Below are 24,768 nucleotides of genomic sequence, written 5' to 3' on the forward strand. Positions count from 1 at the left end.
TATCAACCCATTTAGGCTGGATTGTATGTTACCAAGTAATATCATTAGAATAACACGATCGGCGCATAAATGGGCAGAGGCTTTACACACAAAAATTAGTTCTTTCTGAGCGTTACTCCTAAGTTTTGTGATTTTATTGTGTGGTAAGACAAAAGAGCGACATCGATTACTTGCATCAGTGCGGTAGCATAATCTCTATGCATGGTTATAATACTGGCCAATCATGTACATTCTAAACGGTAAAGAACGCGATAATGTTTGAGAACTTAACGGACAGATTATCACGTACCCTGAAGAACATCAGTGGTCGTGGTCGCTTAACTGAAGACAATATAAAAGAAACGTTACGCGAAGTGCGCATGGCGCTACTTGAAGCCGATGTTGCTTTGCCTGTAGTGCGTGCCTTTGTTAATAGCGTAAAAGAACGAGCGGTAGGCCAAGAGGTTTCTAAAAGCTTAAGCCCAGGCCAAGCCTTTATTAAGATAGTACAAAGCGAGTTGGAAAACGCCATGGGCGAAGCCAACGAAGCGCTAAACCTATCGGCTCAGCCGCCTGCAGTGATCATGATGGCTGGTCTTCAAGGGGCGGGTAAAACCACCAGTGTTGCCAAACTGTCTAAGTTTTTGCGTGAGCGCGAAAAGAAATCAGTACTTGTGGTCAGCGCTGACGTATATCGTCCTGCGGCAATCAAACAGCTTGAAACCTTAGCGACAGAAGTTGAGGTTGAGTTTTTCCCGTCGGATGTCAGTCAAAAACCGATTGATATCGTAAACGCAGCACTGGCACACGCTAAGCTCAAGTTTATCGATGTGGTGATTGTCGATACTGCGGGTCGTCTGCATGTTGATGAAAGCATGATGGACGAGATAAAGGCGTTACATGCGGCCGTTAACCCGATTGAAACTCTGTTTGTGGTCGATGCCATGACAGGTCAAGATGCGGCCAATACGGCTAAAGCATTTAATGAGGCATTACCATTAAGTGGTGTGATCCTCACCAAAGTCGATGGTGATGCACGCGGTGGTGCGGCCTTATCGATTCGCCATATCACGGGTAAACCGATTAAGTTTTTGGGTGTTGGTGAGAAGACCGACGCCCTAGAGCCATTCCATCCTGATCGCGTGGCGTCACGTATTTTAGGAATGGGTGATGTCCTGTCGCTGATTGAAGAAGTTGAGCGCGGCGTCGATAAAGAAAAAGCGATGAAGCTGGCTTCCAAAGTGAAGCAGGGCGGAAGTTTCGATTTAGAAGATTTCCGTGAACAGCTACAGCAGATGAAAAACATGGGTGGCATGATGAACATGATTGAGAAGCTGCCCGGTGTGGGTCAGCTTCCGCCTGAAGCGCTCGCGCAAGTACAAGATGGCAAGATGACAGGGCAAATGGAAGCGATTATCAATTCTATGACGCCAGGTGAGCGTAAGCGCCCTGATATTATCAAAGGCTCGCGTAAACGCCGTATCGCCCTTGGCTCTGGGACGCAAATTCAGGATGTTAACCGCTTATTGAAGCAGTTTACCCAGATGCAAAAAATGATGAAAAAAATGTCGGGTAAAGGTGGCATGAAAAAAATGATGCGTGGCATGAGCGGAATGCTACCGCCTGGAATGAAAATGCCAGGCCGTTAAATACGTCTTTTAAAATACGCCAATCATAAGCTCAAGCAACCTGCTTGAGCTTTTTTTATTGTTCCACCTCGTGATGTCGATTAAAGCTGCAACTATGGTTAGATAGACATGTTGGGCTAGTGACTGATTTTACGTTTTTTTGTCTTGCCGTTGCCTAGCTGTTGTCTTAATGTTGTTGGGTGTTGTCGTTTGCGCTTCTTTGTTAGTACCATGCTGTATTAACTTTGCTCATTGATTCGTTGTATTTTAAATGGGTTTCCTTGTGCTGCGCGGTACGATTGATTAATTTAGGGCATATTCATGATTATAAACGTTTTTTCGGCAAAACACTTCGTCGTTGTCATTGCGGCATTCATTTCTTTATTTGGCTGTGAGAAGACAGAGCTGAAAATCACTCCTAAATTAGTCGTTGTTGAGAAAGTCAGTTCGGCAACGGTGCCACTTTACGGCAACTACATTGGCGTGACACAAGCGTCACTCGATGTAGAGGTTAGGGCTCGTATTAATGGTTTTGTTGAAGATAAAAGCTTTATCGAGGGTAGTGCAGTCAAAGAAGGTTCGGTGTTATATCGCATTGATAATCGACCTTATTTGGCGGTAGTAAACCGTTTAAAAGCCAATGTTGAGGCCCATCAATCTGCCTTGGATAAAGCCAAGCGTGATGTGGATCGTTTAAGGCCTTTGTATGAGCAAGATGCCGCGAGTCAACTCGATTTTGATAATGCGTTATCTGTGTTATCCCAAGCCAAATCAAGTTTAGCGGCGAGTATGGCAGAGTTGGAAGAAGCTCAGTTAGAGCTGAGTTATACAGAGATTAAATCGCCAATATCGGGTTTAGTTAGCCGCTCAGAGGTTGATATTGGCGCTCTCGTTGGCAGTAATGGTCAATCTTTGCTTACTCGGGTGAAGCAAGTTGACCCGATTTATGTCACTTTCAACATGTCGGCCTTAGATTATCTTAACGCTCGTCGGCGCATGACGAGTTACTCTGACAAGAAAGAAGCCGAGACCGAAGGTAAAGCCGTTGAGGGTTTTGTGGCCATCACCTTACCCGACAACAGTGCCTACCCATATCTGGGGGATGTGCGCTTTACCGATCCGTCTGTTAATCCTGAAACAGGTACCTTCCAAGTAAGGGCAGAGTTACCCAATCCTAATAAAGAGCTGCTGCCTGGCCAATACACCAATGTACGAATCAAGCTTGACGAGATAAATGACGCCGTAGTGATCCCACAAAAGGCTACCCAAGTTGAACAGGGCGGGGTATATGTCATGGTGGTGCTGCCTGATAATAAGGTCGAGCGGCGTTTTATTGTGATAGATCATCAAGGCAAGATGGGGGTAGTGGTTAAGAGCGGTTTACGCGCCGGTGAATTGGTGATTGTTGAGGGGATGCACCGCGTTCGTCATGGTCAGCTGGCAGAACCGTTAACTCAACAAGAATATCAACAACGTGAAGATAGAGCGCAAAAAGAACAGGCGCTTAAGCAGCAAGCTTTAGAGCAAGAACAGGAGCAGTAACCATGGCACAATTTTTTGTGACTCGACCGGTTTATGCTTGTGTTATCTCCATTGTGATAGTGCTGCTTGGTTTAATTGCCATGTTCAAACTGCCCATAGATCAATATCCTTATATTACGCCGCCACAAGTTAAAGTGTCGGCTTTCTATCCTGGTGCCGCATCAACAACTGCAGCAGAGTCGGTTGCTACGCCGTTAGAGCAAGAACTAAACGGTTTACCGAACATGATTTATATGAGCTCTAAGAGCACTAACTCTGGCAGCGCTAATGTCACCATTACCTTTGATGTTGGCACTAACCCAGATTTGGCTGCGGTTGATGTGCAAAACTCAACTCAACAAGCCGCTGGAAGCTTACCCATTGATGTGCAAACCGAAGGTGTGTCTGTTTCGAAAGAAGCCTCGGTTGAGCTACTCAAATTGGCGTTAACATCGACCGATGATCGCTATGACGAAATTTATTTAAGTAACTACGCTACCATCAATATTCAAGCAGCCCTTAAACGTATCCCTGGCGTCGGGCGAGTGCGAAATACCGGGTCACGTAGTTATTCAATGCGAGTCTGGTTAAAGCCCGATATTATGGCGGGTTATGGTCTTACGACTAGCGATGTGATCGCGGCGGTGAAAGCACAGAACAAGGAGTCGCCCGCGGGGGCAATTGGTTCGCAGCCCAATGCCGAGTCCCTAAGTATGACACTGCCTATCACCGCTGAGGGGCGTATGAGCAGTGTGCCGCAATTTAAAGAGATTATTGTGCGCGCCAATAGCGATGGCTCTCTTATCAGGTTGCGTGATATTGCGCGGGTGGAGTTAGGCTCGTCATCGTACACCCTACAGTCACAACTTAATGGAATCAATGCGACCATTTTGCAGGTTTACCTGTTACCAGGTGCCAATGCCCTAGAGGTGACCAAAAACGTTAAAAACGAGATGGCGACACTGGCTGAGAAGTTCCCGCAAGGTATGAACTGGGAGGTCTTTTTTGATGCCTCGATTTTTATTGAAAACTCGATTGATGAAGTGGTCAAAACGTTAATTGAAGCGTTGATACTAGTGATATTGGTGGTCTATCTGTTCCTGCAGAACTTTCGGGCGACCTTGATCCCAGCGATTGCAGTGCCTGTATCATTGATTGGCACGCTGGCGGCCATGCTGGCGTTTGGGTTTACCATTAACACTGTTAGTTTACTGGCCTTAGTGCTGGCGATCGGTATTGTGGTTGATGATGCCATTGTGGTCGTTGAAAATGTTGAGCGCTTAATGCACGAAAAGGGCTTAAACTCCGTTGAGGCGACCCGTGTTGCCATGAAAGAGCTTTCTGGGGCGTTGGTGGCAACAAGCTTAGTCTTGGCGGCGGTATTTGTACCTGTGTCTTTTTTATCGGGGATAACCGGGATAATGTACCGTGAGTTTGCCATTGCGATTACCGTGGCGGTGTTGATCTCCACGGTTGTTGCGCTGACATTGTCGCCAGCCTTGTGTGCCTTATTACTCCGGCCTGGAGATAAGGCCACCTCGGGTTTTTTCAAATGGATGAACGACAAGCTGGATATTTGTACCAGTCAATATGTCGCGATTGTCGCATTAACCGCTCGGCAGGCTACACGTAGCTATTTGGTGTTTGCCATTATGGTCGGTGGCGTTTATATGATCATGTCAAACCTACCTTCGAGTTTTATGCCTGATGAAGATCAAGGTCGCTTTTTCATCGATATGACCTTACCCGATGGTGCAACCGTGAATCGTTCACAAGCTGTGCTAAAGAAAGCCGAGGCCAAAGTGCTGGCCCATCCCGCTGTTGCGTATTCGTTTACCTTGGCCGGAGAGAATCGCCGTTCAGGCTCTAACCAAGCAAACGGTCAATTCGAAATTATTCTTAAGCCTTGGTCTGAGCGAACACAGAATGATGCAACGGTTAAAAAAGTGATGAAAGAGATAGACCATGCGTTACTCGATATATTGGAAGCTGAGTTCAACGTGTATTTGCCATCGGCAGTGCCAGGATTAGGTAATGGTTCTGGGGTTGAAATGGAGCTACAGGACACCTCTGGGACAAACTTTAAAGGCTTGATGGAAACGGCTGATGAGCTGGTTGAACGACTTAAATTACAACCAGAAGTTGCGACGGCAGGACTGTCACTTCAAAGTGCGATACCACAGCTGCACTTAACGGTTGATGAAGCCAAAGCGATGGCTATTGGCATTAATGTGGCTGATATCTACAGTACGATAAAAACCTTTACTGATTCTGCTACAGTTAATGATTTCAATTTATTTGGCCGTGTTTATCGAGTGAAAGTGCAAGCCGAGGAGAGTTATCGTCAGTTTCCTGAGCAGATAAAAAATTACTACGTGCGCTCATCCAGCGGCGCTATGGTGCCTATCGGTGTGCTGGCGAAGTATGAGTATTCTGTTGGCCCAGCTGCGGTAACTCATTACAATTTATTTAGTAGCGCCTCGATTAATGCAACGCCGGCAGCTGGTTATGCGTCTGGCGATGTGATTAGAGCCATAGAGCGAGTGGCTAAACCCATGTTACCCAATGAGTTTAGTTACGAATGGACGGGTATTACCTATCAGGAAGTACAGTCTGCCAATCAAACCAGTATTGCTGTCGCGTTAGCCATGTTGTTTGTATTCTTATTCCTTGCAGCACTGTATGAGAGTTGGACTATCCCCATTGCGGTATTGCTAATCGCACCGATTGCTATGTTGGGGGCGGCCTTAGGAACTTGGGTCAGTGGCATGGAGAGTAATTTATTCTTCCAAGTCGCCTTTATTGCTCTCATTGGGATGGCGGCGAAGAACTCTATTTTGATTGTCGAATTTGCCAATCAATTGCATAAGGAAGGAAAAGATTACCTTGAGGCCGCGTTAGAGGCCGCTAACATGCGTTTTCGTCCGATTCTAATGACCTCAATGGCATTCATTTTAGGCGTGTTGCCGCTGGTGTTATCTGTGGGGCCAGGCGCTGTGAGTCGCCAGAGCATCTCTATCCCTATTCTGTGCGGAATGGTGTTTGCGACCACCATAGGGATTATTATGGTTCCCCTCTTTTTCGTCACGACCGCAGGCTGGTTAAAGTCTAAAATAAAGCCTACTGCAGCGAATGAACATCCTGCGCAGGAGGGCAATGCTCATGGCTAATCAATGGCTCGGACATCAAGCAGCATTCGCGCTAAAGCTAGCTTTGGTTGCTAAGGCTAAGGCTAAGGTCATAGGTATTACGGCGACGGTACTGAGTTTAGTTGGTTGTGCAATGGGACCAGATTACCAGCGTCCAGACGTTGAGCTGCCGGCGCAATATCATCATGAGTTGGTACAAAATACCATCGACAATGATGGTCTGGTGCCATGGCAGTCTTTTTACCTTGACCCCAATGTACGTAAACTTATCTCTTATGCGCTGGCGCAAAACTTAGATCTTGAGGCGGTACGTTCTCGCCTCATCGCCGCTCGCTCGAAAGTGACTGTGACTGACGCGACGCTTTATCCGGAACTTGGTTTAGGTGCTAATGCAGAGCGTTCAGTCGACAGTGGCATAACCAGCACTAATCCCACTCACAGCAATGAATTCGACATTGCAGGTACAGTGTCTTGGGAGCTGGATATCTGGGGAGCTAATCGGCGTCGCAGTGAGGCTGAATATGCTCATTTTCTGTCGGCACAAGAAGCGCTTAATTTGGCGGTTATCAGCCTGATAAGCGATGTTGCCAGTCGTTATTATGAATGGCTCGATATTGAGCAGCGTTATCAAATTTCTGTCAATACGGTTAAGTTGCGTAAAAAAGAGCGTGATTTGGCAAGGCTAAGAAAACAAAATGGGGTGATTTCAGGCTTGCAGGTCAAGCAAGCCGAAGTGGAATACCAGAGCGCTAAAGTCACCTTGCCCACACTCGATTTTGAGCGCCAAGAAAAAGCTAATCAGTTAAGGGGCTTGCTCGGCGAATATGATTATCCGCTTAAAGTCGATGGAGACATAGCATCCCTCATTGCTGAAATGCCATTTTCAGGTTCCTTTAGTGTAGGCATCCCGTCAAAAATGTTGTCACAGCGGCCTGATGTCAAAGCTGCAGAGCAGGCATTAATTGCGGCCAACGCCAATGTGGGCGTGGCCAAAACGGCCTTTTTCCCAAAATTTAACATTACCGGTAGCTATGGCACAGAATCTGATGATTTAGATAAGATCTTTGATAGTCAGGGAGTCACTTGGTCACTACTTGGGGGGATCACAGCCCCCATTTTCAATGCTGGCAGTATAGCGGCTCAATACGATATAGCCCAAGAGTCATTTAAGCAGGCTCTACTTGCTTATCGAAGTACTGTATTGGCAGCATACTTTGAAGTTAATGATGCCATGAACAGCTTTCGGCGCTCTGAATCTGCAATAGAAGCACAAGCAGAACTGGTTGAAGCCTCGCGCGGATATGCCCACTTGGCGATGTTAAGATATCGCAATGGCGTATCGAGTTCGTTAGATCTAATGGATGCACAACGAAACTTGTTTAATGCCGAACTTAGCTTAAGTGAGGTGAGACGAGATAAACAGCTGGCGATGATTAAGCTATATCGTTCACTCGGTGGAGGTGTGTTTAACGCAAACGAGCTGAAGCAAACCTTCACGGATAATTCTGGCAGCGTAGAGAACGTTCAATAGCCGCTAGTTACTATCAAAATTTTGATTTACACTTATCATTAATTAACTGCTTAAGCTTATTTTTGGCTATTTGAGTTGTATCTCTGCAATTGCGAGTAAGCCTATTACTGCTAAGTATTTTCGTGGTCAAAAAAGTTGCATTCGTCGCCGATTCAGGTAGAATCGGGCGGCTTTCTATCTGGGACTCTTCGCGAACACGGGGTTCCAGTTTTTATTTTTGCTTTATAAACAAGCAAACCATTAGAGGATAAAAGACGCATGGTTACCATTCGTTTAGCTCGTGGCGGCGCAAAAAAGCGTCCATTTTATAACATCGTAGTTGCCGATAGCCGCAACGCTCGTGACGGTCGTTTCATCGAACGTGTTGGTTTCTTCAACCCATTGGCTCGTGGCCAAGAAGAAACGCTACGTTTAGACCTTGAGCGTGTTAAGCACTGGGTTTCTAACGGTGCTGCTACTACTGATCGTGTAGCAAAACTGATTAAAGACGCTAGCAAAGCAGCTGCTTAATAGCGTTAAGGTATAGATTAATGAGTAGTCACCAAGAACCTGTCGTACTGGGCAAATTAGGCTCATGTCACGGCATTAAAGGTTGGTTGAAGATCACTAGCTATACCGATTCTGTCGAAGACATTTTTAACTATTCACCTTGGCTGATTAAAGAACAAGGTGAATGGCGCGAGGTTAAGGTCGAACAGTGGCGTTTTCAAGGTAAGGCGTTAATCGCTGAGCTTGAAGGGGTTAATTCGAGAGACCGAGCGCAAATGCTCACCAACTGTGAGATTGCCATTCCTGCAGAGTTGATGAAAGCCTTGCCAGAAGACGAGTTCTATTGGCGTGATTTAATTGGCTGTAATGTAGTGAATACCAAAGGCTATAACATGGGTAAGGTCGACCAGATCGTGGAAACAGGATCAAACGACGTACTCCTTGTAAAAGCTAACGCTAAAGATGGCTTCGGCAAAACGGAACGTATGATTCCTTTTGTGACCGAGCAGTTCATCCTTGAGGTGAATTTAGCAGAGAAACAAATTTTAGTGGATTGGGATCCGGACTTCTAAGTCGAGGGGCAACAGATGTGGTTAGGGGTAGTAACCCTGTTTCCAGAGATGTTTCGTGCCGTAACAGACTTTGGTGTAACGGGTCGGGCCGTTAGCAACGGCTTGTTGGAGTTGCAAACGTGGAATCCTCGTGATTTCACCCATGATAAACATCGTACAGTGGACGACCGGCCTTATGGCGGCGGACCCGGTATGTTGATGATGGTGCAACCTTTACGCGATGCCATTCACGCAGCGAAAGCCGCTGCAGGTGATAAAGCAAAGGTGATTTATCTTTCTCCTCAAGGACGCAAGCTGACTCAGCAAGGCGTCGAAGAGTTAGCGAAATCAGAGCGTTTGATTTTAGTGTGTGGTCGCTACGAAGGTATCGATGAGCGCATTATTCAAACGGAAGTGGATGAAGAGTGGTCGATTGGTGATTACGTGCTTTCGGGCGGCGAACTACCAGCGATGACTCTGATAGATTCAGTATCGCGCTTGGTTCCAGGGGTTCTTGGAAAACAAGCTTCGGCAGAGCAGGACTCCTTCTCTGATGGGTTACTGGATTGTCCCCACTATACTCGACCTGAAAGCTTAGACGGTATCGATGTACCAGCCGTATTGCTAAGTGGTAACCACGAACATATTAGACGCTGGCGTTTGCAACAAAGTCTCGGAAGAACTTTGTTACGACGACCAGAATTATTTGAAAATCTAGCTCTGACTGACGAACAAACTAAGCTATTAGCCCAATTTGTCGATGCTACCCAAAAGGGTGAGTAACAAATGGTCAGTTATTACTAGGATGGAGTTTATTCATGAATAACATCATTAAAATGCTCAACGAAGAGCAAATGAAGCAAGACGTACCACAATTTGGTGCAGGTGATACTGTTGTTGTTAAAGTACGTGTTGTAGAAGGCGGTAAAGAGCGTCTACAGGCGTTTGAAGGCATCGTTATCGCTAAGCGTAACCGTGGTCTGCATTCTGCATTCACAGTTCGCAAGATCTCTAATGGTGAAGGTGTTGAGCGTGCGTTCCAGACTCACAGCCCAATCATCTCTAGCATCGAAGTTAAGCGTCGCGGCCGTGTTCGTCGTGCTAAGCTTTACTACCTACGTGATCGTTCAGGTAAATCTGCACGTATCCGTGAGAAGCTTGCTAAGTAAGCAAACGCTTCAAGTAAACAAGATGCAGTGTTCGCACAAATACCCGCCTTATGGCGGGTTTTTGTGTTTTAGGGCACTGGAAAAGTTCGCAAAAAGAGGCTTGCTTGTTAGTATGCAGTAAAACATTGCCTTAACATTGTCTTTATACTTGTTATAAGCTCACCTATTGAAGGTGGGTTAACCTTCAATCGATAACCACTAGTTAGTCCCTAAGTAAAAAATGAATAACTGCAAAAGTGCATTGAATTGTTATCGATAGGCATTTTTTTGCTTGATTCTAAATAAAACCACAGGCATAGTTAAATCAATGATGTAATGGTGAACTGCTACAGCATTGCGCTTACGGGTGATGAGTAAGTCAGTAATAGTTCGGTGGGCGTTATTCTAATAAGCCTAATTTTTGTGACAATATAATTATAGATAGAGGTTGGTGACGGGTATGCAGCAAGACACAATTAATAATGTCCATATTAGTTCTGAAAAAGTATTAGTAACCCCAGAAGAGTTAAAGCAACAACTTCCTTTATCCACTGCTGCCTACCAATATGTATTGAATGCTCGTAAAACCGTATCCGATATTGTGCACAAACGTGATAATCGTGTGCTAGTGGTCAGTGGACCGTGTTCTATCCATGATATCAAGTCTGCTAAAGAATACGCACTTAGACTCAAAACCCTACATGACGAATTGCAAGATGAGTTTTATATTTTGATGCGTGTGTACTTTGAAAAACCGCGGACTACCGTGGGCTGGAAAGGCATGATAAATGACCCAGATATGGATGAGTCATTTGATGTTGAAAAAGGGCTGCGTATGGCTCGAGAATTGATGATCTGGTTAGCCGAATTAGGCTTACCGGTTGCCACTGAAGCCCTTGACCCGATTAGCCCGCAATATATTTCTGAACTCGTCACTTGGTCGGCGATTGGTGCGCGCACGACTGAGTCGCAAACTCATCGTGAGATGGCATCTGGATTATCTATGCCTGTCGGGTTTAAAAACGGTACCGATGGCAAGTTAGGGGTCGCCATTAATGCACTTGAGTCTGCAGCCAGTAGCCATCGATTTATGGGAATAAATCAACAGGGGCAAGTGGCCTTATTACAAACGGCGGGCAACCCCGATGGGCATGTGATTTTGCGTGGGGGCAAAGTACCAAATTACGATGCCCACAGCGTTGCCGAGTGCGAACGTCAACTGCATGCCGCTAAGCTTAATGCACGGTTGGTAGTGGATTGCAGTCATGGTAATTCTTCAAAAGATCACAATAAACAACCCGTGGTTTGCCAAGATGTATTTGATCAAATTGAGCAGGGTAATCGTTCGATTATAGGGGTGATGCTAGAGAGTCATCTTAATGCAGGTAATCAAGCTTGCGATAAACCTTTAAGTGAACTGGATTATGGTGTCTCGGTGACGGATGCGTGTATAAATTGGCAAGATACTGAAGAGTTATTACGTCATGGTGCGGCGCAATTAGCGTCGGTTTTACCGACAAGATTTGATATGCTTAAGGCTGCAACTGCCTGATGGATAATTAAAAAATGAATGAAAAGACCACTGAAGAGCTCGAAAAGTTACGCGGCCATATTGATAATGTCGATCAACAATTATTGCACCTACTGCGTAAACGCTTGGATCTTGTTGGGCAGGTGGGGGCGGTAAAACACGCTGCAGGGGTGCCAATTTATGCACCCGAACGTGAAGCGTCAATGCTGGCTAAACGCCGTGAAGAAGCCAGTAAAATGAACGTTTCTCCGCAGCTTATCGAAGATATTTTACGCCGATTAATGCGTGAATCGTACCTTAATGAGAAGGATGTCGGTTTTAAACAGGTAAAAACCGATCTGGGTCATGTGGTTATCGTTGGTGGTAAAGGTAAGCTTGGTGGGCTGTTTAGCCAAATGTTACGTTTGTCAGGCTATCAAGTGAAATCACTCGATAAAGATGATTGGCAAGATGCTGATGCTATTTTTGCCGGAGCTGGGCTGGTTATCGTTACCGTACCCATCAGGATCACTTGTGAGTTGATTGCCAGTAAATTGGGCCAGTTACCCGAGTCGTGTATTTTAGCTGATTTAACATCGATAAAAGCCAAGCCACTTGATGCAATGCTAACGGCCCACCAAGGACCCGTAGTGGGCCTACATCCTATGTTTGGCCCAGATGTGGGCAGTTTGGCTAAACAGGTAGTCGTGGTGTGCCATGGTCGCGATCCAGAAAAGTATCGATGGCTGATGGAGCAGATACAGATTTGGGGCGCACGTTTGGTTGAAGCAGATGCGCAAAAGCATGATAAGGCGATGCAACTCGTGCAAGCGATGCGTCACTTCTCCTCGTTTGTTTATGGGCTAAATCTTTATCGTGAAGCGGCTGATATCGATACCCTATTACAGTTTAGTTCGCCCATTTATCGGTTAGAACTGGCTATGGTAGGGCGCCTTTTTGCTCAGAGTCCGGAACTGTACGCCGATATTATCTATGCGCAGCGCGAAAGCCTGACGGCGATAGGTGATTATTTAGATAATTATGCCCAGGCCCTTGAGTTGTTGAAGTCGGGGAATAGGCAAGGATTTATAGCTCAGTTTGAAGAGGTGGCTAACTGGTTTGGTGATTTTGCGCCGCAATTCCAGCGAGAGAGTCGTGTGATGTTACAATCGGTCAACGATATGAAAGTGGGCTAGTTATCTGCGTTGGCAGCGCCATTTTTGAACTCAACTCTATACTTAACCTGAGCCGAGATTAACGCTATCTGGCTCAGGTTTTTTTGTGGATTGAAAACAGGTTATCGTCCATCAATCTCATATGTTCGTTGTTCTTAAGCTCAAAAAATCCCATATTAGTTGCACTTATTCTAATTTGATCTGCCTCATAGTTTATCGCATTGATCCAATAAATCGCTTTAGCTGATGACCAAGTCGCAGTAGACTTTATTAAAACATGCAAAATAAAGGCATGATTAAAAATAGGAGTAGTTGTAATGTTTTGTATTCAGTGTGAGCAAACGATTAGAACCCCAGCGGGTAATGGCTGTAGTTATTCTCAAGGTATGTGCGGTAAGTTGTCTGATACCTCAGATCTGCAAGATCTGTTGATCTACTTGCTTCAGGGCGTTTCAGCCTATGCGGTTAAGGCAAGAGAGTTTGATATTATTGATAGTGAAATTGATACCTTTGTTCCTAAAGCCTTTTTCGCCACACTAACAAACGTCAACTTTGATGATGAGCGATTAATCGATTACGTCAATCAGGCGGAACTTTATCGTAACCGCCTAAAGGCGGCCTATGAAACGGCATGCGCTGAAGCTGGCAAAGCTGTCGATACGCTTATTCCTGCAGCATCATTAATATTGGCAACATCTAAGCCTGAAATGCTTGCTCAAGCCGCTCAAGCAGTGCCTAATCGCGGTAAAGAGAGTGTTCATGAAGATATTATGGGCCTGCGTTTACTTTGTCTTTATGGCCTAAAAGGTGCTGCGGCCTACATGGAGCATGCTCGCGTTCTTGATCAAACAGATAGCGACGTAGCGGCTAACTTCCATGAAATTATGGCGTTTCTTGGCTCAGATTCAGAAGATGCCGACAAACTGTTTGCCACGGCAATGGAGATTGGTCAGCTAAACTATCGCGTGATGGCGATGCTAGATACGGGCGAAACTGAGTCGTTTGGTCACCCTGAGCCGACGCAAGTCAACACGGTTGCTGTGAAAGGCAAAGCTATTTTGGTCTCTGGCCATGATATGAAAGACTTAGAGCTAATTTTAGAGCAGACACAAGGCAAGGGCATTAATGTCTTTACCCATGGTGAGATGTTGCCAGCGCTGGCTTACCCCGCCTTTAAAAAGTACCCACATCTTGTCGGTAACTACGGCAGTGCGTGGCAGAATCAGCAGAAAGAGTTTGCTAACTTCCCTGGTGCAGTAGTGATGACCTCTAACTGCATTATCGATCCAAATGTAGGCGATTACTCTGACCGTATTTTCACCCGCAGCATTGTAGGTTGGCCTGGTGTAACCCATATTATGGGTGATGATTTTTCTACAGTGATCGATAAAGCACTATCGCTAGAAGGCTTTATCTATGATGAGATCCCCCATCTTATCACCATAGGTTTTGCTCGAAATGCGTTAATGGCTGCTGCGCCTGCCGTGATTGAAAATGTGAAGAATGGCTCGATTAAACACTTCTTCCTTGTGGGAGGGTGTGACGGTGATAAGTCTGAGCGTAGCTACTTTACCGATATCGCAACAGCGGCACCAAAAGACTCAATTATCATGACCTTAGGCTGTGGTAAGTATAAGTTTAATAAGCTTGCATTTGGCGATATTAACGGTATTCCGCGTTTATTGGATATTGGTCAATGTAACGATGCTTATTCAGCGATCCAGCTAGCGATTGCACTGTCAGAAGTGTTTGAGTGTGAGATAAGCGAGCTGCCACTGAGCTTAGTATTGTCATGGTTTGAGCAAAAGGCGATCGTGATCCTGTTGACCTTGTTATCACTGGGCGTGAAGAACATCCGCACAGGCCCAACGGCTCCGGCATTCTTGACTGAAAATCTCGTTAAGATTCTAGAAGATAAGTTTGGTTTGCGTACGACTACAACTGTCGAAGCCGATCTCAAGGATATCTTAAGCGTCGCTTAATTCGTCTAACACCTATGGCTAAGGTCATAGGTGTTCTATTTTCCAGGGTAACTCACTCTATGAACAGCCAACAATATCACTCTGCGACTTGGCAGCATGGCGAGGTACGTCTAAGGTGCGTCGAGCGCTGGCAAGAAACTCACGATGTCACTAGTTTCCGTTTTCAGGGCGAACAGAGTGTCAAGTTTCATTTTAAGCCAGGGCAATTTATCACCTTGTTGCTTAATATTAATGGTAACGCCGTTGCACGTAGCTATACCATATCTTCATCGCCTTCTCGTCCTTACTCTATCGTGGTAACGGTTAAGCGGATCGAGGGCGGAGTAGCATCAAATTACTTAGTGGATCATCTGCTGCCTGGGCATAGCGTTACGGCTCGCGGACCAGATGGGGTGTTTAACTTGGTTGATATCGATGCTGATAAGTACCTGTTTTTAAGTGCAGGTAGCGGCATTACCCCTATGTATTCTATGTCTCGCTGGTTGACCGATACTCAAATCGGCAGCAACATTGCTTTTTTCCATAGTGCCAAATCACCACAAGATCTGATTTTCCATCAGGCTTTACAACAGCTAGAGCAACGCCATGAACACTTCTCGTTAGATTATAGCTTAGAAGAGGGGGAGAATGCTGAGATTGATTGTTATCAGGGACGTCTCTCGTTAGTCTCCTTAGCGTCAGCAGTACCTGATTACAAAGAGCGAACCATATTTGTCTGCGGCCCCGCACCTTATATGCAGGCGGTTCGAACTATGCTTGAGCAAGCTGGTTTTGACATGAGCCGTTATCATCAAGAGAGCTTTGGTGATGCGCTCGCAGCGCCTTTACTGTCAAAGTCTACCACAGCGTCAGCCCCGTTTATGTTGCATATTGGCGATGTTAAGACGCCGCTGTCAGCGGAGCAAACGGTGCTTGAAGGCATTGAAGCGGAAGGCTTACCCATTATCGCTGCATGTCGCTCTGGCGTATGCGGAGCGTGTAAATGTAAGGTGATCGAGGGGAAAACCATCTCAAGTAGTTCTTTAACCTTATCTTCAGCTGAAATTGAACAGGGCTATATTTTGGCATGTTCGACTCGGCTTCAATCTAATGTAAAGTTGAGTTTGAATGAGTAATACTTGATGGATTTATTGGTATAGAGGTGGTTTTAACGTAAGCAAAATAGAGTTAAAAGCGGCATCATTACATTCGACAGATTTGCGTAAATGCAGGTGACACAGTATGGTTAATTAATAGAGACTCTCGTATTGAGTCTGCTCATACCATTTTTTGGCAGCCTTGGAGTGACCAGCTTATGATAACCACGACATCTCAACATGCTGGTATTGATGATCATAGCCTCGGTCATCTGTTATATGGACTAATGTTGGCATTTCCGCTGTTTTTGCTGCCGCCATTGCTTGGCTTAGCCATTAATTGTGCGCAGAAAAGTAGTAAGATGAGTCAGCTACTTTATTCACATATCCGTTGGCAACGTTGGTCTATGTTGACGCTGTTGTCGATGTTAATATTGGCTTATATCATGCCGCAGGCTTGGCTAGCGGTGACATTAAGTATTGTCTCTTTATGTTGGTTTTGTCATCGCACCATAAAGGGCTGGATGGCGCTAGTTGATGGCCAAGCGATTTAATATTTTATCTTCATAATTTGTTATTAATATAAAAAGAGGGTGTTTAGCCTAATGCTGATCAGTTAAGCATATAAACGATCAGTTGACCGATCTTTAAAAGGCTTCAAAATCCAATATCAGAAATGATATTGGATTTTTTTATGTCTTTAGAACAAGCTTTCTGCACCGCTTTTGAATACCACCAAGAAGCCACAGCTTTTACCAATCTTAATCACTTATTGGATGAAAACATCATCCAGCAAGCCTTTGAAACTGCGGGGGTCGCCACAGTAAGAAAACGTCGCTTACCCCTTGATGCAGTTATGTGGTCTGTCATTGGTATGAGTTTTTACCGACAACAGTCTGTATGGGAGCTTGCGACTCATATGGAGTTGATGCTACCAGGTAAAAAGAAGCTCATTGCCCCCAGTGCTCTTGTTCAAGGGCGCCAGAGGTTAGGTGTGCAGAGTATGAAAAATGCCTTTCAAATGATGGCAAAACATTACTATAGCAACACTCAATTTGAGACATGGTGTGGACTGAATTTATTAGCCGTTGATGGTGTAGTCTGGCGCACTCAAGACACCGCTGATAATCGTAATGCTTTTGGCTCACCATCAAATCAACATGGTGACACCTCATTTCCTCAGGTTCGTATGGTGTGTCATATGGAGCTCACTAGCCATCAACTGATAAATAGCGCGTTTGATGGTTATAAAACGAGTGAAATGAAGCTAGCAGAAGCGCTCATACAGTCAACTCCAGACCATAGTCTCACGATGTTCGATAAAGGTTTTTACTCCTTAAACTTGCTACATCAATGGCAACTAGGTGGTGAAGAGCGGCACTGGTTAATCCCTGCGAGAAAGGGGCTTCAGTACGAGGTTTTACACTCAAATGGCCGGTTAGATAAACAGGTGAAATTGGCAATAACCGCCCAAGCCAGACAACAAAACCCAGCGCTACCGACGCATATAGAAGCGAGGCTGGTGACAAAATCAATAAAAGGTAAGACGCATCAGGTATTAACCTCAATGGTCGACCCATTACGCTTTCCAAGTGCTGACATCGTTGAGTTATATAATCATCGATGGGAAATAGAGCTTGGCTACAGAGAGATGAAACAAACCCTACTAAACAGCGAGTATACGCTAAGAAGTAAAAAATCAGAGATGGTAGAACAGGAACTTTGGGGCTTACTACTTGGCTACAACCTGATGCGTCAAGCAATGACTGAGGCCGCATCAAGAAAAGGAATATGGGCCAATCGCCTCAGCTTCAGTAATTGTGCGAGTACGATACTAAGTTACCTAGCAAGATTACCACTGATGAACCCAGGAAATTTACCCAAACATTACGAGCAACTGATAGAAATGCTAGGTAACTTCGAGCTACCAACGAAACGAGAAGATAGGGTGTACCCAAGGGCTATAAAGTCAAAACCAAGCAAATATCCCCATAAAAAGAAAAATGCCAATCAGCTTAACTGACTGGCATTAGGTGTTTAGCCCTCTTTTTATATGCCGTTCAATGCTCCATGTATGCCTTAACTACGGTATAACTCACTTAAGCTGCGACAGTGGCGGTGTATTTGCTCATCGAAACTGCTTATATCTGGCATCACCAGCAGGATTAATCCGTCAGCATGTAACTGTTTTGCTGCTATGGCTATATCGGTCTGGTTAAGCACTTCACAGGCATAACTGGTATTTATGATTATTGGCAGGTGACTCATGGCTTTTATTTGCACCAGAGCGGCTAAATCCAAAGCGGGTTTAACAGCGTCATTAAAGGTTCTTATGCCCGATTCACACAAGATAACCTGTTGATTACCGCAAGATAGGATGGTTTCAGCGCCATCGAGAAATTCCTCGATACTGGCCATGGTATTGCGCTCTAGAATAACTGGTATGTGCAGTGCACCAATTTGTTGCAGTAATGCTTTGTTGTGCATCTGTTTACCGCCGATAAGTAAGATATCCGCATGTTCAACAGCGTGCTTTAATTCGGTTTCGTATTCGATTTCGAGCATGCAGCTTAAATCGAATTGGTGTAAGGCACGTTTTACTTGATCCAATAGCGGACTGACTTGTTGAATATGATGTATTCCGGTGAGCAGTACGGCTTGGAAACCCGCTTCTTTTAGTTGTTTTGCTTGTTGACCAAAGTCTTGATTATCCGTGGTTAATCTAAGCTGTGCGATAGCGGCAAATTGTCCAGCACCTATGGCCAATTGTCCATGAGTGATCTGGGTAAGTTGAGGCTTTTGAGTCAGGCTCCAGCGTCGATGAGACGTTTGTATACGGCTATCATTATTGTTGTTGCTATCGTCAAATTCAGCCGTTCTGCTGGTAGTAGGCTCTATCATAAGCTGGCTATTGTTCAACTGTGTTGGGTTAACTGTTTCACAGGGGTAGCAACCTAATACCTTGATAAAGCGAGTGATATGCTCCAGCTCGTTAAGGGCTTTTTGCATCGACTCACTCGATAAATTGGCATCTAGGTCTAGGTAGAACATCTCCTCCCAGGGCGTTCCCGGGATTGGGCGAGATTCCAGTTTGCTCATGTTGAGGTTGTGTGCTTTAAGCACTAATAAGGCTTCTACTAAGGCTCCGGGTTTTTGTCCTGTGGCCATGATCAGGGTGCATTTGGCCGGGAGTTGTTCTGGTACTGCCACAGCTTTACGTGCAACTACGATGAAACGGCTTTGATTAATTTTTTGATTGGCGAGTTCTTTCTCTATCGCTTCTAGCTGATACAGTGCGCCACCTTCGGCGCTGCCAATGGCGGCAACAGTCATATCTTTACTTGCTAAGACTTGTTCCATCGCTTCGGCGCTACTTGAGCAATATTCTAACTTGAGTTCAGGATGATGGCTTAAAAAACGACTACATTGGCTTATGGGTTGTGGGTGGGCGTAGACGGTCTTAATTTGAGCCAACTGAGTACCTGGGTGAGCGAGTAAACAGTGACCGACCTCGATAGTGGTTTCACCAACAATGGACAAGCTTGTATGTTGCAGTACGTCATAGACTTCATTTATCGATCCCGATGAAGTGTTTTCTATCGGTAAAAAACCATAATCGGCGTGACCAGACTCTACCGCTTGTACTATTTCATCGAAGCTTTTACAGCCCAAGTCTTGCATATTGACTTGGCGGCGGTCGCAATAGCGAGTGGCGGCTAAGTATGAATAGGAGCCGCGGGCCCCTAAATAAGCAATAGTGTATTGCTGTTTTTGTAATGTAGGATTCGCTCGTCCTTGCAAGTAAGCTTGCTGATTGAGTACTGAGTCTTCGATAATACTTTGGTATAGCGACAACACATAGTGTGCATCTAATCCCTGTTCACGCCCCTGTTTAACCAGCCGGGTTAATAATTCCTTTTCTCTTTGCGTGTCACGAATGGGGCGAATATCAACCTCTTTACTGCGGGCAACATCTAAACTTAAGTCGCGGCGCCTGGCGAGCAGTGCCAGTAGTTCATTGTCGAGTGCACTGATCTGTTCCCGCGTGTGATTTAAGGAATGTGGTTTGGTCATGCTGTCCTCTGTATATGAACGAGTATCTGGTTACGTTTTAAAACAAAAAAGCCTCCCTGAGGGAGGCTTTGGAATTTTCACTTTCGTTTTTACACCGAAACTCCGCCTCCCTAAAAGGATGGAATAAAAAAGAAAGTAAAAAAAGTGACGCTAGTTATTTTCATAGCCATCAAATTAGATCGCTACGTTGTGAGTGTCAATGAAAAGTTATGCAGTATGTCAATTTATCATTTTAGGCGTAGTATGAAAAAGCGCACCATCAGGTGCGCTTAGTTGGAGCTTAGATTGCATTCTCAAAATCGGTAGGCCCTCCTCTAACTTACTAAGGATCTGTTGCTTACCCTAATTCAACTTGGTAGTGAATTGGTCTAGATCCTGCTGACAACTCGGCGACGATGCTATTACATTAGCGATGTTCCAGGCGTTGATTAAATCAATGTTGCGTGGCTTTTTCTGTCGCCGTTAAAAACTCATTTGCCTTTCACTCAAACTGTGATCTCTCCTTAATGCTGTTACTGCGCCATTAACATTCACTTTCGTTGTGAAACTGGCGACCTTACCAAAGAGAGACGACCATTACTGTTTAGCTCGTTAGCTGATCCTTGTTGGTACATTTGGGTACCATAAGGCTAGGATAGTCGTCGTTTTTTATTGTGTTGCAAAATCGAATTCAAGTGTCGGCGTTCTCCTATATCTATTTCAGGTTTACCTTGTATTACTGTTTCTCAATACCGCTCTACCTTCAAGTATAACAAGGGGTGGCAACATCGCTAGTTTGTTAGCTAGATTCCTCCAGTAAGTTGATAACTCGTTGAGGCGGTTATTAGCTGCCAAGACCCAATCGATATAACACGAAAGGCATGTTCATTTTAATTATTAAGCATTTATCGAAAATACAATATAGCAACTGTAGACAATGTGGCTAGTTTGCTAGTGATATTCCTCGGTGTTTATTGAGCCTAAAATTATTGCCTACAGTCTCAACAATAACTCCTCTACGCGATATACTCCTTATCAAATGTCTCTTCATATTCATCTTCTAAGTCATCACCAACAACATCATTATCGATGACAGGTACTGCGCGACGTGCTCCTTCGGGTTTGTGGTTTAAACGGTTGAGTTGCTTTTCAAGCTTTTGTCCCATGGCATTGATTGCGGCATAAAGATCTTTATCTGTTGCTTGGGCAAATAATTGATTACTGGGAATACCGACCGATGCTTCTATCTTAAATCCTTGCTTCTCTTGTTCTATGATGACATGCGGATTAATTAATTGGATATCGTGTCTGCTGAGTTTCTCCAATCGACTTTCGATACGTTCACGGATAGGGGCAGTTACGTCGAAATCTTTGCTAGTAATCTTTATCATATATCCAACCTTGTCTTTGCTTCCTTGAGTTCAGATTACCAATTTGGCGCACTAATAATGTGATCTAGATCGTGTTTGGTGGCGGTATTTTTATGTTCAACGCTTTATTTGATGTCATCGACAAATTGGCTAAATAAACATTAGGAATAGCTTGTATTTCTTATTTTAAGACGTCATATTTGATTAGATAACTTCAGAAATTCATTTCTATTGCCTCTATGAGTCGCTTCAAATATCATCTCACGCATCTTCTGTTGTAAAGGAAATGAGATGTCTTCCAAATTGTCGAGTGTCGATAATAAAATCAAATTAAAGGTGTGGGATCTACCCACGCGAGTCTTTCATTGGGGCATGATTGGGCTACTCGGTGCATTGTGGTGGAGCGCCGATGCGGGAGAAATGCAATGGCATCAGGTATTTGCTTACTCATTAATGGTATTAATTATATTTCGCCTACTATGGGGCTTCATCGGTAGTGATACCGCGCGCTTTAGCCATTTCGTGAAGCCACCTCATCAAGTTATCCGTTATTTAAAGCAACCGACTAAAGCTACGCTTGGGCATAATCCATTAGGTGGCTATATGGTAGTAACTATGATGGTGATACTGCTAGTGCAGTTAAGCAGTGGTCTGTTTGCTACCGATGAAGTGTTTACCGAAGGGCCGCTTTATCGTTACGTTACTAGTGAACTTGGCAGCACGTTAACCTGGTTACATAAGATGAACTTTAATCTGCTATTAGCACTGGCGGCTATGCATGTGTTAGCGGTTATTGTGCATAGTTTTAAAGGTGATAAGTTGGTGGGCGCAATGATCACAGGTTATAAATATGTCACTCAAGATATGGTTGCTGAGTTGAGATTTCGCTCTAATATTATTGCATTAATCTTGGTAGGTCTATTGATGGGCTTGGCGGTCAATTACTTGATTTTGCCGTTAACTGTAATGTTGTAGTTGTTAGATAAAATAGCCATATAAAAAAGGTTAGCGGCAGATACCGCTAACCTTTTTAGTATTCGTTTTAATAACAGTATCCATGTAAGTGAATAAGTGATCATTTAATTTTTATTATTAAATATCAGTGCATTAACTTACATCTTGGCTAGTTGGCATAGTAGTTAGGCAAGCTCTGTTACTGGCGATTAGTCTTTTTTGTAGACGTCGTGGCAACCTTTACAGCTCTTACCAGTAGCCATAAATGCTGCTTTAAATGCGTTTTTATCATCACCTTGTGCAGCAACGGCAAGCTTAGCTGCATTATCCTGAAACTCACTCATTTTGCTGTCAAAATCAGTCTTGTCGCTCCATATTTTAGCCAATGCTTCTGTATTGCCTTTATCAGAACCTGCCACAAAACCTTCTGCTGGTAGTTGACTTAAGGCGGCAACATTTTGTGCGCGCATAGCGAATACTTCAGCGTCAAACGGTTTTTCACCCTTCAACATAGCGCCCATATCACCAAAGTTGTATGCGATTAGACCAAATGCTGATTGGCGATATTCGATTGCATCCTCGACTTCTTTAAAGTTGTTAGCGTGTGCTACTGAAGCTAGCATGGCGCTGCCAGCAAGTGCGAATAGGCCTAACTTAATCTGTTTTTTCATTGGATGGCTCTCACGATTTTTGATGTTTATGTGACTTGGTGCAATTATTCTAAGCGCAATTAACTGTCAGATACCAATCATTTTTTATTAAAGTTACTTCAATGTTTGTTGCTAAGTGTGTTTCAGTTACGAAAGCTACTATTTTCGATGAATTATCATATTTTAGACTGACGGTTATAGCCTTTAGCGTAGCTTTATTGCTACACTTTCGTAATGGTCAACGATTACAACAGAGGTTGCTGTGCGCGCCAATTGGGATCTAGTGTTAGATAAAGTAATGACTCATCAAAAGCCTGGTGAATTGAACGCATTATTTGAATTATTACTCACTGAAGAGGAACGAAGTGCCGTTGCCGGCCGTTTAAAAGTGTTTCAAGCCCTGTTACTGGGGGAAATGAGTCAACGGCGGATGGCAGCTGAGTTTGAGATAAGTATTGCGACCATTACTCGTTGCTCTAATTATCTTAAACATATGAGCGAGGCGCAACGCGATACGGTTCGAGCCTTAATATTGTCATAAAAACTTCTATGATGTTCTGCCACTATGCTCATTATTTATAAATTGCTAATAAGTTAGTGCAGCCTTATTGTAAAGATAAGGTTGCTATTATTAGGCCGTATATAAGTGGTGCTTGAGAAGCCTTGAGTCAGGATTATCTGGACTGAGACGCTTTCGATAATGCGACTGCTGGATATAAAATATAAGCGATGTAATAGCCTAAAGTAATGGCGATTAGCTTAACTATTGGTGACTATCGATGTGAAGAGGTTGATTAAGCAGTTAAAGTAAGTGAAAGTCTAAAATAAAAAAGCTGGCAAAATCCTAAAAAAGGCTGCCAGCTTTCAATATTACAACTCGAGTCTTATATCGTCGGATCAATTACAACTTGAGTATTAAATCATCATCTGATGATAAGTGTTTAGTGGCGACAACCACATCCACCATTGCCATCACAGCCTTCTTTGGCTTCTTTTTCGCTGTCATCATTGCAGCATCCACCCTCATGGCTGTGGCTTTCACCGCCACAACAACCGCCTTCGTGGCTATGTTCATGACCACCACAACTGCCGCCAGCATGAATGTGGCCATGGGCAATCTCTTCCTCGGTCGCGTCGCGAACAGCAAGCACCTCAACGGTAAAGTTAAGTGATTGACCGGCTAATGGGTGGTTGCCATCAACAACGACAACATCATCTTTTACTTCTGTCACTTGTACTGGACGTTGACCCATTTCAGTTTCGGCAATGAAGCGCATACCCGGTACGATATCTTCAATGTCACCAAAGGCTGACAGCGGTACGTCTTGGCGTAGGCCATCATGATAAGGGCCATAAGCTTGTTCAGCTTCAACGGTAACATCGAGCTTATCACCAACCGTTTTGCCTTCTAATGCCGCTTCTAAGCCTGGGATCATATTCTCGGCGCCATGAAGGTAAAGCATTGGTTCACCTTCAAATGAACTTTCAATTAACTCACCTTGTTGGTTTGTTAAGCGGTAATGGATGCTAACAGCTTTGTGTTGGGTGATTATCATATCGCCTCCAATTCAGAATGTGGCGGCATTTTAACTTGCTTTTTAATACTTGGCGATGATCTAGTACCGCTTCTTGAATGAAAAATTTATAAATTGTGAGTCGGGTTGTTAGCTCGGGTCATTGTACCGTTGGAAGTTGTGATGATGCGGTCGGTTTTTGTTGAATTTTTTCTCACTATTTCCAATAAATTATGCACTCACCTTAATTGCAGTAAATGAGGGGGGAGTTATGATGTTATGTCGACTTTAGTCTTAAATATTACACAAAGGTCTATTTTGCATTGTTAACTTTTTCTGGAATACTATTTCTACTGTTATTACCTGTTAATAAAGGAATTAATCTAGAATATCTGTTTGTATAGCTTAGATTTGTATCGTCCTAAATGGCGAATGTTCGCAATTGTTGATGTTTGAATTGATCTACTTTATATGTTCATCATCAAAGT

At 44.3% G+C, this 24,768-nt stretch carries 20 protein-coding genes and 1 other annotated feature; of the genes, 16 read left to right on the forward strand and 4 right to left on the reverse strand.

Translation table 11 applies throughout. The features are described from left to right. The first annotated feature begins 254 nt into the window (after positions 1–254). The 14 genes from ffh (at position 255) to AC5YBX_RS04365 (ending at position 17,762) form a co-directional block, all read left to right on the forward strand. Positions 255–1,628, forward strand: a complete 1,374-nt coding sequence (ffh, locus tag AC5YBX_RS04300) for a signal recognition particle protein (protein ID WP_494519853.1) — start codon at positions 255–257, stop codon at positions 1,626–1,628. Between the two features lie 300 nt (positions 1,629–1,928). Further along, positions 1,929–3,149, forward strand: a complete 1,221-nt coding sequence (locus AC5YBX_RS04305; RefSeq protein ID WP_494519852.1) for an efflux RND transporter periplasmic adaptor subunit — start codon at positions 1,929–1,931, stop codon at positions 3,147–3,149. A gap of 2 nt (positions 3,150–3,151) precedes the next feature. Next, the gene (locus AC5YBX_RS04310; RefSeq protein ID WP_494524411.1) at positions 3,152–6,298 is read left to right on the forward strand and encodes an efflux RND transporter permease subunit; all 3,147 of its coding nucleotides are present in this window, start codon (positions 3,152–3,154) and stop codon (positions 6,296–6,298) included. Continuing rightward, positions 6,291–7,808 (forward strand): efflux transporter outer membrane subunit, encoded by a 1,518-nt coding sequence (locus AC5YBX_RS04315; protein ID WP_494524412.1) that lies wholly within the window; start codon positions 6,291–6,293, stop codon positions 7,806–7,808. The genes AC5YBX_RS04310 and AC5YBX_RS04315 overlap by 8 nt, the downstream gene beginning before the upstream one ends. 258 nt (positions 7,809–8,066) lie before the next feature. Then, a complete protein-coding gene (rpsP, locus tag AC5YBX_RS04320; protein ID WP_110456583.1) occupies positions 8,067–8,318 on the forward strand; it encodes a 30S ribosomal protein S16 in 252 nt (83 codons plus the stop codon). A 20-nt stretch (positions 8,319–8,338) separates the two neighbouring features. After that, positions 8,339–8,869, forward strand: coding sequence for a ribosome maturation factor RimM (gene rimM, locus AC5YBX_RS04325; RefSeq protein WP_110456582.1), 531 nt, complete (start codon positions 8,339–8,341; stop codon positions 8,867–8,869). Between the two features lie 15 nt (positions 8,870–8,884). Beyond that, positions 8,885–9,631 (forward strand): tRNA (guanosine(37)-N1)-methyltransferase TrmD, encoded by a 747-nt coding sequence (gene trmD / locus AC5YBX_RS04330; RefSeq protein ID WP_110456581.1) that lies wholly within the window; start codon positions 8,885–8,887, stop codon positions 9,629–9,631. A 35-nt stretch (positions 9,632–9,666) separates the two neighbouring features. After that, a complete protein-coding gene (rplS, locus tag AC5YBX_RS04335; RefSeq protein ID WP_475516081.1) occupies positions 9,667–10,017 on the forward strand; it encodes a 50S ribosomal protein L19 in 351 nt (116 codons plus the stop codon). A 439-nt stretch (positions 10,018–10,456) separates the two neighbouring features. Continuing rightward, a complete protein-coding gene (locus AC5YBX_RS04340; RefSeq protein ID WP_494519849.1) occupies positions 10,457–11,548 on the forward strand; it encodes a 3-deoxy-7-phosphoheptulonate synthase in 1,092 nt (363 codons plus the stop codon). A 14-nt stretch (positions 11,549–11,562) separates the two neighbouring features. Beyond that, positions 11,563–12,702 (forward strand): bifunctional chorismate mutase/prephenate dehydrogenase, encoded by a 1,140-nt coding sequence (gene tyrA, locus AC5YBX_RS04345; RefSeq protein ID WP_494519848.1) that lies wholly within the window; start codon positions 11,563–11,565, stop codon positions 12,700–12,702. Positions 12,703–12,998: 296 nt separating this feature from the next. Then, positions 12,999–14,663, forward strand: coding sequence for a hydroxylamine reductase (hcp, locus tag AC5YBX_RS04350; RefSeq protein WP_475516084.1), 1,665 nt, complete (start codon positions 12,999–13,001; stop codon positions 14,661–14,663). Between the two features lie 59 nt (positions 14,664–14,722). Beyond that, a complete protein-coding gene (locus tag AC5YBX_RS04355) occupies positions 14,723–15,778 on the forward strand; it encodes an FAD-binding oxidoreductase (protein ID WP_494524413.1) in 1,056 nt (351 codons plus the stop codon). 179 nt (positions 15,779–15,957) lie between these two features. Then, positions 15,958–16,293, forward strand: a complete 336-nt coding sequence (locus AC5YBX_RS04360) for a hypothetical protein (protein ID WP_475516086.1) — start codon at positions 15,958–15,960, stop codon at positions 16,291–16,293. A 140-nt stretch (positions 16,294–16,433) separates the two neighbouring features. Continuing rightward, positions 16,434–17,762: an IS4 family transposase gene (locus AC5YBX_RS04365; RefSeq protein WP_494523596.1), complete on the forward strand. Its 1,329-nt coding sequence runs from the start codon at positions 16,434–16,436 to the stop codon at positions 17,760–17,762. 56 nt (positions 17,763–17,818) lie between these two features. On the opposite strand, the gene pheA is transcribed toward AC5YBX_RS04365, so the two are convergent. Beyond that, a complete protein-coding gene (pheA, locus tag AC5YBX_RS04370) occupies positions 17,819–19,813 on the reverse strand; it encodes a prephenate dehydratase (RefSeq protein WP_494524414.1) in 1,995 nt (664 codons plus the stop codon). A 41-nt stretch (positions 19,814–19,854) separates the two neighbouring features. Continuing rightward, positions 19,855–19,975, reverse strand: a sequence feature (Phe leader region). An 833-nt stretch (positions 19,976–20,808) separates the two neighbouring features. Beyond that, on the reverse strand, positions 20,809–21,183 hold the full coding sequence (hpf, locus tag AC5YBX_RS04375; RefSeq protein ID WP_475516088.1) for a ribosome hibernation-promoting factor, HPF/YfiA family: 375 nt from the start codon (positions 21,181–21,183) through the stop codon (positions 20,809–20,811). Positions 21,184–21,453: 270 nt separating this feature from the next. Here hpf and AC5YBX_RS04380 point away from each other — a divergent pair, with 270 nt between their 5' ends. Further along, positions 21,454–22,137, forward strand: coding sequence for a cytochrome b/b6 domain-containing protein (locus tag AC5YBX_RS04380; RefSeq protein ID WP_494519844.1), 684 nt, complete (start codon positions 21,454–21,456; stop codon positions 22,135–22,137). 188 nt (positions 22,138–22,325) lie between these two features. Here the strand turns inward: AC5YBX_RS04380 and AC5YBX_RS04385 are convergent, their stop codons facing one another. Further along, entirely contained in the window at positions 22,326–22,787 is a 462-nt protein-coding gene (locus AC5YBX_RS04385) for a c-type cytochrome (RefSeq protein ID WP_494524415.1), read from the reverse strand. A gap of 241 nt (positions 22,788–23,028) precedes the next feature. On the opposite strand from AC5YBX_RS04385, the gene trpR reads away from it, so the two are divergent. Continuing rightward, entirely contained in the window at positions 23,029–23,307 is a 279-nt protein-coding gene (gene trpR, locus AC5YBX_RS04390) for a trp operon repressor (RefSeq protein ID WP_494519842.1), read from the forward strand. A 400-nt stretch (positions 23,308–23,707) separates the two neighbouring features. Here the strand turns inward: trpR and slyD are convergent, their stop codons facing one another. Then, positions 23,708–24,322: a peptidylprolyl isomerase gene (gene slyD, locus AC5YBX_RS04395; RefSeq protein WP_494519841.1), complete on the reverse strand. Its 615-nt coding sequence runs from the start codon at positions 24,320–24,322 to the stop codon at positions 23,708–23,710. Between the last annotated feature and the right edge of the window lie 446 nt (positions 24,323–24,768).

The organism is Shewanella sp. 492 (assembly GCF_059338445.1).

Coding starts and splice junctions, on each gene's coding strand:
- ffh (WP_494519853.1), top strand. CDS start 255: ATGTTTGAGAACTTAACGGACAGATTATCACGTACCCTGAAGAACATC.
- AC5YBX_RS04305 (WP_494519852.1), top strand. CDS start 1,929: ATGATTATAAACGTTTTTTCGGCAAAACACTTCGTCGTTGTCATTGCG.
- AC5YBX_RS04310 (WP_494524411.1), top strand. CDS start 3,152: ATGGCACAATTTTTTGTGACTCGACCGGTTTATGCTTGTGTTATCTCC.
- AC5YBX_RS04315 (WP_494524412.1), top strand. CDS start 6,291: ATGGCTAATCAATGGCTCGGACATCAAGCAGCATTCGCGCTAAAGCTA.
- rpsP (WP_110456583.1), top strand. CDS start 8,067: ATGGTTACCATTCGTTTAGCTCGTGGCGGCGCAAAAAAGCGTCCATTT.
- rimM (WP_110456582.1), top strand. CDS start 8,339: ATGAGTAGTCACCAAGAACCTGTCGTACTGGGCAAATTAGGCTCATGT.
- trmD (WP_110456581.1), top strand. CDS start 8,885: ATGTGGTTAGGGGTAGTAACCCTGTTTCCAGAGATGTTTCGTGCCGTA.
- rplS (WP_475516081.1), top strand. CDS start 9,667: ATGAATAACATCATTAAAATGCTCAACGAAGAGCAAATGAAGCAAGAC.
- AC5YBX_RS04340 (WP_494519849.1), top strand. CDS start 10,457: ATGCAGCAAGACACAATTAATAATGTCCATATTAGTTCTGAAAAAGTA.
- tyrA (WP_494519848.1), top strand. CDS start 11,563: ATGAATGAAAAGACCACTGAAGAGCTCGAAAAGTTACGCGGCCATATT.
- hcp (WP_475516084.1), top strand. CDS start 12,999: ATGTTTTGTATTCAGTGTGAGCAAACGATTAGAACCCCAGCGGGTAAT.
- AC5YBX_RS04355 (WP_494524413.1), top strand. CDS start 14,723: ATGAACAGCCAACAATATCACTCTGCGACTTGGCAGCATGGCGAGGTA.
- AC5YBX_RS04360 (WP_475516086.1), top strand. CDS start 15,958: ATGATAACCACGACATCTCAACATGCTGGTATTGATGATCATAGCCTC.
- AC5YBX_RS04365 (WP_494523596.1), top strand. CDS start 16,434: ATGTCTTTAGAACAAGCTTTCTGCACCGCTTTTGAATACCACCAAGAA.
- pheA (WP_494524414.1), bottom strand. CDS start 19,813: ATGACCAAACCACATTCCTTAAATCACACGCGGGAACAGATCAGTGCA.
- hpf (WP_475516088.1), bottom strand. CDS start 21,183: ATGATAAAGATTACTAGCAAAGATTTCGACGTAACTGCCCCTATCCGT.
- AC5YBX_RS04380 (WP_494519844.1), top strand. CDS start 21,454: ATGTCTTCCAAATTGTCGAGTGTCGATAATAAAATCAAATTAAAGGTG.
- AC5YBX_RS04385 (WP_494524415.1), bottom strand. CDS start 22,787: ATGAAAAAACAGATTAAGTTAGGCCTATTCGCACTTGCTGGCAGCGCC.
- slyD (WP_494519841.1), bottom strand. CDS start 24,322: ATGATAATCACCCAACACAAAGCTGTTAGCATCCATTACCGCTTAACA.